Raw genomic sequence first — 6,652 nt, forward strand, 5'->3', positions numbered from 1 at the left:
CGCATGGAAAGTGGGATCAGTTCGCAATTGCTGGCAAACACGGCGCGTGGGTCTTCCCCTGTTGCTTTAGGTTTGCACTGTATCTTCTTCGGATCTGAGGACTTATTACGGTTAATCTAATCGTGACGACGATGCCAATTTTGTCGATTATCTGCTTGAGTCTCCCCCAAACAGGATGAAATCTCCACAAAATGACCTGAATGTCCACTCCATGCCGGAGTGCCCGCCAAATTGGCAGCCAGCGGCAATTTGCTCATCTCTGCAGCACCGATCGAGGCTCGCTTGGATCGCAAATGTCCTACGAAACGCAAATTCTAGCGGGGGGGAACGAAGCCGCTAAAACCGCTTCAATCGCGACCTGAAAGGCGAGTCAAGGATGAAAATGCTAGGAAATCCAAATCGGGAGGAAGACAATTTGGCCAAGCTTCCTATGATTGGAGCGAACTAAGGACGGACTCGATAATTCGCCGAACCTTCGGAACGAAATATGCGTAAAGGCGGGTTGAACCACTCAGTTGCCATAATTTCGTGTTCTACGGCGTCGTTACCCGGTCCATTTGTGGGTCCCCTATGCCACCCACTGCACTATTGAGCACACTACGCGATAAAGCACGACCAAATCGATGAGCTCGGTAGAAAACAGCAGTGAGCGGCAAGGACCAGCACCGAAGGTGAACAGCGGTTTCGTCGCCATCGCATTACGAGCGGCGTCATGACATCGTCCGAGCGAAGTGCGAGCGAGAAATTGCAAGCGAGTGAGAGAGTGCAAGCGAGAATGAGAAACAGCAGCAGCGTTGATTAGAGAGTTTGGGGTTAGCCAATACGGTGCATCCACTTTTAGGAGGCATCGATCCTATAGAGCGAGGTTACGAAGATGCCACGAAAAGACGCGTTATTAAAGCTCCGAGAAAATCTTATCCGTCGCCGCGACGCTTTAAGTCGTGCATTGGCGGGCGATTTGAGCTTGTTGCAAGAGCTGCATCAACAGAAGACTGGCGACGTGCTTGACGCCGCAGCTGACACGATGCAAGACGAGTTGAACAGCCAGCTGTTGGAAGTCGAAAGCCGCGAGCTGAGCGCTATCGAAGAGGCGATCGTTCGAATGGAACAAGGCGGATATGGGGATTGTGTCGATTGCGGCAAACCGATTCCTTTGACCCGGCTTCGCGCGATTCCTTACGCAACCGAATGCATCGCATGCCGCCGCAAATCCGAAATGTCCAGCGGCACGGCAGGTGCGGTCAGTTGGAACCGTGTCTTCGAAGATGCCGAAGTCGACTCGGTCTAGCATGACAAAATTAAGTCGCGGTGATTGAAATTGATCCGGCCGTATCGGTCGTGACAATTTGATTACCGAATTTGCTGATTGTAACCTTAGACGGCCGGACGAATGTTCGGCCGTTTTTTAATGCGCCGAGAGTACTAGTTCTGACGTATGAAGCGCACAGGGATGCCAGCAAATGAAGGAACAAAGCTCGCGCCCCCCCGAGGTCGATGCATACAATCACGTCGGCACCTCTCCATGCGATGACGTTCATTCAATATCGGCTCCTTCCAATCCAATACGACGCTATGAATCCAACCCCTTATCCCGCTGCGGAGACGGTTCGACACCCAACCGTCGCCGATCGTCGTTCTCGTCTCGCTCAGCTGTGTGGACGAGTGTTGCCGCAACGAACGTCACGAATGGCGAGCGTGGCGTGTGCATTGGCACTCGGGATATCGTCCGTTGGATATGCACAGAACCCCACGATCATCAAACGCTCGATCGACTTCAGCCCCAAGTCGCCCTCGTATGCCGTTACTGATAGCGTGCCGACCCAGCCGCGTTACTCGAATCGCGATTCAGCGTACCCTTCCGATTCCGCTTCGCCATCGGAATCGGGCTATCAAGAAGGCCGTTCCGTTAGCGTCCGTCGTCCGTCGCTTGACGAGTCGACTGAACCGCTGATCGAAGATCAACGCGAACGATTGTTCGATGAACTGGCTGAAGAGTTCAGCATGTTCGACCGATTGGGGAACTTGGTTCGCCGTGTGTCGACGTTGGTCAAGCCCAGCGTGATTCATATCGAAGCCCACAAAACCGAGAAGAACGAATCGTATGACGAGGCAGGCGCCGGTGTCGTTTTACGAATCAATAATGAGACGTGGGTCATGACGAATCGGCATGTGATCGTTAGTGCCAGTCCAAAGCAGATTTTGCTGCGGACCAGCGACGGTCGCGAATTTCACCCCGTCAAGGTCCTGTCGGACCCCAGCACCGATGTGGCCGTGATGAAGGTCAACGGCATCGACCTGCCTGCTGCGCGGTTAGGTGATAGCGACTCGACCGAGATCGGTGATTTTGTGATTGCGATCGGTAGCCCCTTTGGGCTCAGTCACTCGGTCACGTTTGGGATCCTCAGTGCCAAGGGGCGTCGCGATTTATCGCTTGGTGAACAACGCATCGATCTGCAGGATTTCTTTCAAACCGATGCAGCAATCAATCCGGGCAATAGCGGCGGCCCGCTGTTGAATCTGCGTGGCGAAGTGGTCGCATTGAACACCGCAATCGCCAGCAGCAGTGGCGGCAGCGAGGGTATCGGATTTGCCATTCCGATGAACATGGCGATCAAAGTCGCCGATCAACTGGTTCGCAACGGACAACTTCGCCGCGGTTATTTGGGCGTGACGCTGGATCCTGATTTTACCGTCGCGGACCTTGCGGCAGCCGGTTACCGGGAAAAGGGCGGAGCGTTGGTGAAGAATGTTCGCCCCGGATCGCCCGCCGAGATCGCTCATCTGCAACGCGGCGACATCATTGTCGAATTTGACGGCAGCCCGGTGGAGAACGATGACCACCTGGTCGCTCGGGTTGGCTTGACGCCGATCGGTTCGAACATCCCGATGATCATTTACCGTGACGGCAAGCGATATCGAACCGCAGTCACGTTGACGGACATGAACTAGACGCAGTGAAAGTCAATTCAGCGTCGCGAAAGTCGCGAAGATCATCGGGCTCGACGACGTCGTCATCGTGAGCCATGGGCTCAATGCCATCTGCTTAAGTAGCGGCACGGCGCGAGCTGTCCGGTTGCCGCGTGAAAGACGTTCGATTTCGACCGGGCGGCTTGCGCCGCACCGCTATCAAAACGCCCGACGGGGGATTATCGTTTTTTCTTTAGATCGGGACGGCGGCGTTTGTTGGGGCGTTCGATCGGTTCTTCGGGCTTATTGACCTGGTTGCGAATTCGATCAGCCAGCGTCAACGGTTTGTCTTTCTTCTCTGTCGGAACCGCGGTCCCATCGACAACGCCCAGATCGAAGTGTTTTTTGGCTGGCAACGTTTTCTTGACTAAGATCCGCTCGCAAATCCCCCACAAACTACTGGTGATAAAGTAGATACAGAGTCCGGCGGGAACACGAAAGAAAAACAACCCCATCATCAACGTCATGATGTTCATCATTTTCTGAGTCATCGCGGTTTGCTCATCCGTTGCGGGCGGCATGAACAATTTCTGTTGCAACAGGAATAACCCGACCACAAACACAGGCAAAATATTGAAATAGGGACCGAGCCAACCGGTGCCACGTCCCGACAAATAGTCCCACATCCAATCGCCCCAATATGCTGCCATATCGGGGCCCGCCAAATTGGACGCCCAGCTTGTTGCCGACGAGACCGCTTTTTGACGTAGTTCAATATCGACAGACAAGGCACGGTACAGCCCGATAAAGATCGGCAACTGCAAGAACATCGGCAAGCAACCGGCCATTGGGTTGAAACCAACTCGCGCCTGCAGTTCACGCTGCGCCTTCAAACGGCCTTCCATGTCGTCTTTGTATTTCTCGGAGATCTTCTTCAGCTCAGGTGCCAACTCCTGCATTCGCTGAGCGTTAATCGCGGCCTTGCGGCTAAGCGGGAACATCAACCCCCGCACCAACACGGTCAACAAGATAATCGCGATCGCATAGTTACCGATCACTCCGCCGATGACGTGCAACAATCCTGCCAACAGACGAGCGAACGGAGAAAACCATCCGTAATAGATCGTGTCGCCCAAGCCGTATTCCTCGACCACATCGGGGTCTTTGGGACCGGCAAACAAACGCAACGTCTGCTTCAACGATTCGCCCGGCTTGACCGTACTAACATTGCTGGTCAGATAAAACGTCGTGTTGACCGCGCGTTCTTTGTGTCGCGGGATTTCATCAGCGTCAGCAACAATCCCAGCCGATACACGTTGCAAATCAGTAAACGCCCTCTTTCCGGCTTCGGGTAGATAGGCGGTAACGAAGTACTGAGCATCCACGGCGACGTACTTCAGTGCCTGGGTGCTGACGTCCGAATCGGGCGAGTAGATCGACTGATCCGGGTCCTCGGGTTGCTTTTTGGCAAGCTTTAATAGGTCATAACCACTCAACAATTCGTGACGATTTGCGACACTGGTGTAGACGATATCGCGGGCCGCAGCTCCGCTGAAATTGGGGCTGATCTTGTTGCTGTACCACCAACCCTCCAACGTCAAACCGTTGGGTCCATGAAGTCGATACGCAAGGTCTTGAGGCTGATCCCCCTTGTTCTGAATCTCAATCCCCATGTCGATCACGTAGCTCGCCTTGGCCAAACGATAGCTGCGAACCAGTTCAAGTGGTTGCCCCTTGGCCTTTTCAAGCTCATCGCCGCTGAGTCCTAAACGAAAACTCAGCTCGTCGACTTCGTCCAACGCATCGCCCGACGACTTGTTCGTCTTTTCAGTGGTCCACACGAGGTTGGCGGGGTCCGAGATTCCTTTGATCGCCTGGTCGCCAACCATGATCCCTTTGCGATTGACCTGTGCTAACGTCAGCAAACAGGACAATTCCGAATCGTTACCAATGACTTCGTCTGCACCGCCATCGCGAGCCAAACGAATCAGATCCAAAGGGTGTTCGCTAAGTTTGACGGTGATCGTTTGTGGGATCAGCGAATCCTCTGCCGATTCGCCCGACTCGCTCGATGCCGATGCGTCGCTGCGATGAAGCAGCTCGACCTTGACCGATTCGCCCGGCTTGGTTTTCGCCAGTGCGATATCAATATCGTTGCGGCGGACAATCGCCTTGCCATTCACTTTGGTAATGATGTCGCCTTCCTTCAATCCGGCGACTTGAGCCGGGGTTCCAGGCCCCACGACATTCACCGTCACTCCGTCGACCGATTCGGCGGTCGTCGCGGCAAAGTAGCCCATGTACCCGCTGCGGATATCCACGCGGCGATACTTCAGTTTGCCATTGCCCTCTTCGCGCTGGACCAATTCGATCCGCTCGATCGCTCCCCCACGACTATTGAGCGTGACCAACATCGAGTAGCCCGACTTGGGGTCCATCGATCCAAGCGTCACCCATTCGGGCGATTTCGGCCGCTCGGGTATGACACGATCCTCGGCATTGGCCGCGTCCGCGTCTGCGTTCTCGCTCGTCTCAGCGTCGCTGCGGGAGGGGGCCGCCTCGCTGTCCGCGTCCTCTTGGTCCTGGACGTCTTCATCGACCGGGGCGGCGACTTGCTGTTTATCTTTCGCGATCGGTTGCGGCGGGGGCATCACCCAATGCCGCAACGACATATAGATGGCCAAGAACGCTGTGGAGTAGATAATGAAAGTGAGTAGACGCCGTTCCACAGTGATTGCCAGCAAAAGAGGAAGTGGGGGAGAGGTATTCGCGAGAGTTTGTGTGTAAACCCTCTATTCTGGCAGTGTTTTTAAATCTTGGGAAGGCGAACGAAAACGTTTTGCGTGAATGGGTTGCGGCGGCTGGACGCAAAATGCGAACGACCGGCAAATAATTTGCCGAAAACGAGCCCGCTTCGATAATATGGGAACAATCGCGACGAGTTTTTCGTCCTATTGAAACAGTACAGCCCCCTCATTACTTCTGCCTTGCTAGGCAAATCGCGTTCGACACAAATCCGACGACGAAGCACGCCCCCCACAAAGTTGGTTTGGTAAACCTTGCGGGTTGTACCGAATTTTTTCGTCTTAACGACTATAAGTGGTCGACGTTTAACCGATGAATGGGCCCATTAACTGGCCATGAACAGCCGGATTGCAGACCTGCTTGAACATGACCGCCCGCTATTTTTTTGCACTTGCCGCCTGAGAGAACTGATGCGACGCAACTCCGAGAACCACTCGAATTCCAGCGAGAACCGCTCCAGCGCCGTAAACCAACCCAAACAGGGACGTCGCGGTATGCTTCGTGAACTTTTGTCTCATTTTCGCTCCGGAAACGAAAACCCCGTCTCGGCAAAACGAGGCCGCTTGCTGCTCGAATCGCTCGAACAGCGGCAATTGATGGCCGGTGACGTCGAATTGATGTCAACCGATGGTGCAAGTGCCGAGGCGTACAATACCTTGGCGTCTCAAACCGGCAGCATTGCTTCCCAGACGGGAAGCAGTCAGTCCGCAAGCGTCTCGCGAGCGGCCGAAGGGGAATCCAAGCCGGACTTGGTTCAATTTGCCAAAGATCTGAAAGACGCGGGCGTGATCATGTACGGCGCCGAATGGTGCCCAGCATGTACCGAGCAGAAGCAGTTGTTCGAGGACGGTGGCAAAGATTTGCCGTTTGTCGAGGTCACCAATCCTGACCGCACGCCATCACAGTTGGCGATCGATGAGGGCATCACCAGCTATCCGAC

The 6,652-nt window shown here is 54.5% G+C and carries 3 protein-coding genes and 1 pseudogene; 3 read left to right on the forward strand and 1 reads right to left on the reverse strand.

All coding sequences use genetic code 11. The features are described 5' to 3' along the window. Positions 1 to 874: 874 nt before the first annotated feature. Positions 875 to 1,288, forward strand: coding sequence for a TraR/DksA family transcriptional regulator (locus tag ABX962_RS26165; RefSeq protein ID WP_339943376.1), 414 nt, complete (start codon positions 875 to 877; stop codon positions 1,286 to 1,288). Between the two features lie 398 nt (positions 1,289 to 1,686). Then, positions 1,687 to 2,949 (forward strand): S1C family serine protease, encoded by a 1,263-nt coding sequence (locus ABX962_RS26170; protein ID WP_372723770.1) that lies wholly within the window; start codon positions 1,687 to 1,689, stop codon positions 2,947 to 2,949. 197 nt (positions 2,950 to 3,146) lie between these two features. Here ABX962_RS26170 and yidC read toward each other — a convergent pair whose 3' ends face one another. Beyond that, positions 3,147 to 5,636 carry a membrane protein insertase YidC gene (gene yidC / locus ABX962_RS26175; protein WP_372723768.1) on the reverse strand — a complete coding sequence of 830 codons (2,490 nt, stop codon included), beginning with the start codon at positions 5,634 to 5,636 and terminating at the stop codon, positions 3,147 to 3,149. A gap of 486 nt (positions 5,637 to 6,122) precedes the next feature. Here yidC and ABX962_RS26180 point away from each other — a divergent pair. Continuing rightward, a pseudogene (locus ABX962_RS26180) lies at positions 6,123 to 6,652 on the forward strand (peptidylprolyl isomerase); the annotation flags it as partial.

It is taken from the genome of Novipirellula sp., assembly GCF_041583735.1.
Lineage (GTDB): Bacteria > Planctomycetota > Planctomycetia > Pirellulales > Pirellulaceae > Novipirellula.

Bases quoted from the DNA above. Each gene is read 5' to 3' on its own strand.
- ABX962_RS26165 (WP_339943376.1), top strand. From the start codon at position 875: ATGCCACGAAAAGACGCGTTATTAAAGCTCCGAGAAAATCTTATCCGT.
- ABX962_RS26170 (WP_372723770.1), top strand. From the start codon at position 1,687: ATGGCGAGCGTGGCGTGTGCATTGGCACTCGGGATATCGTCCGTTGGA.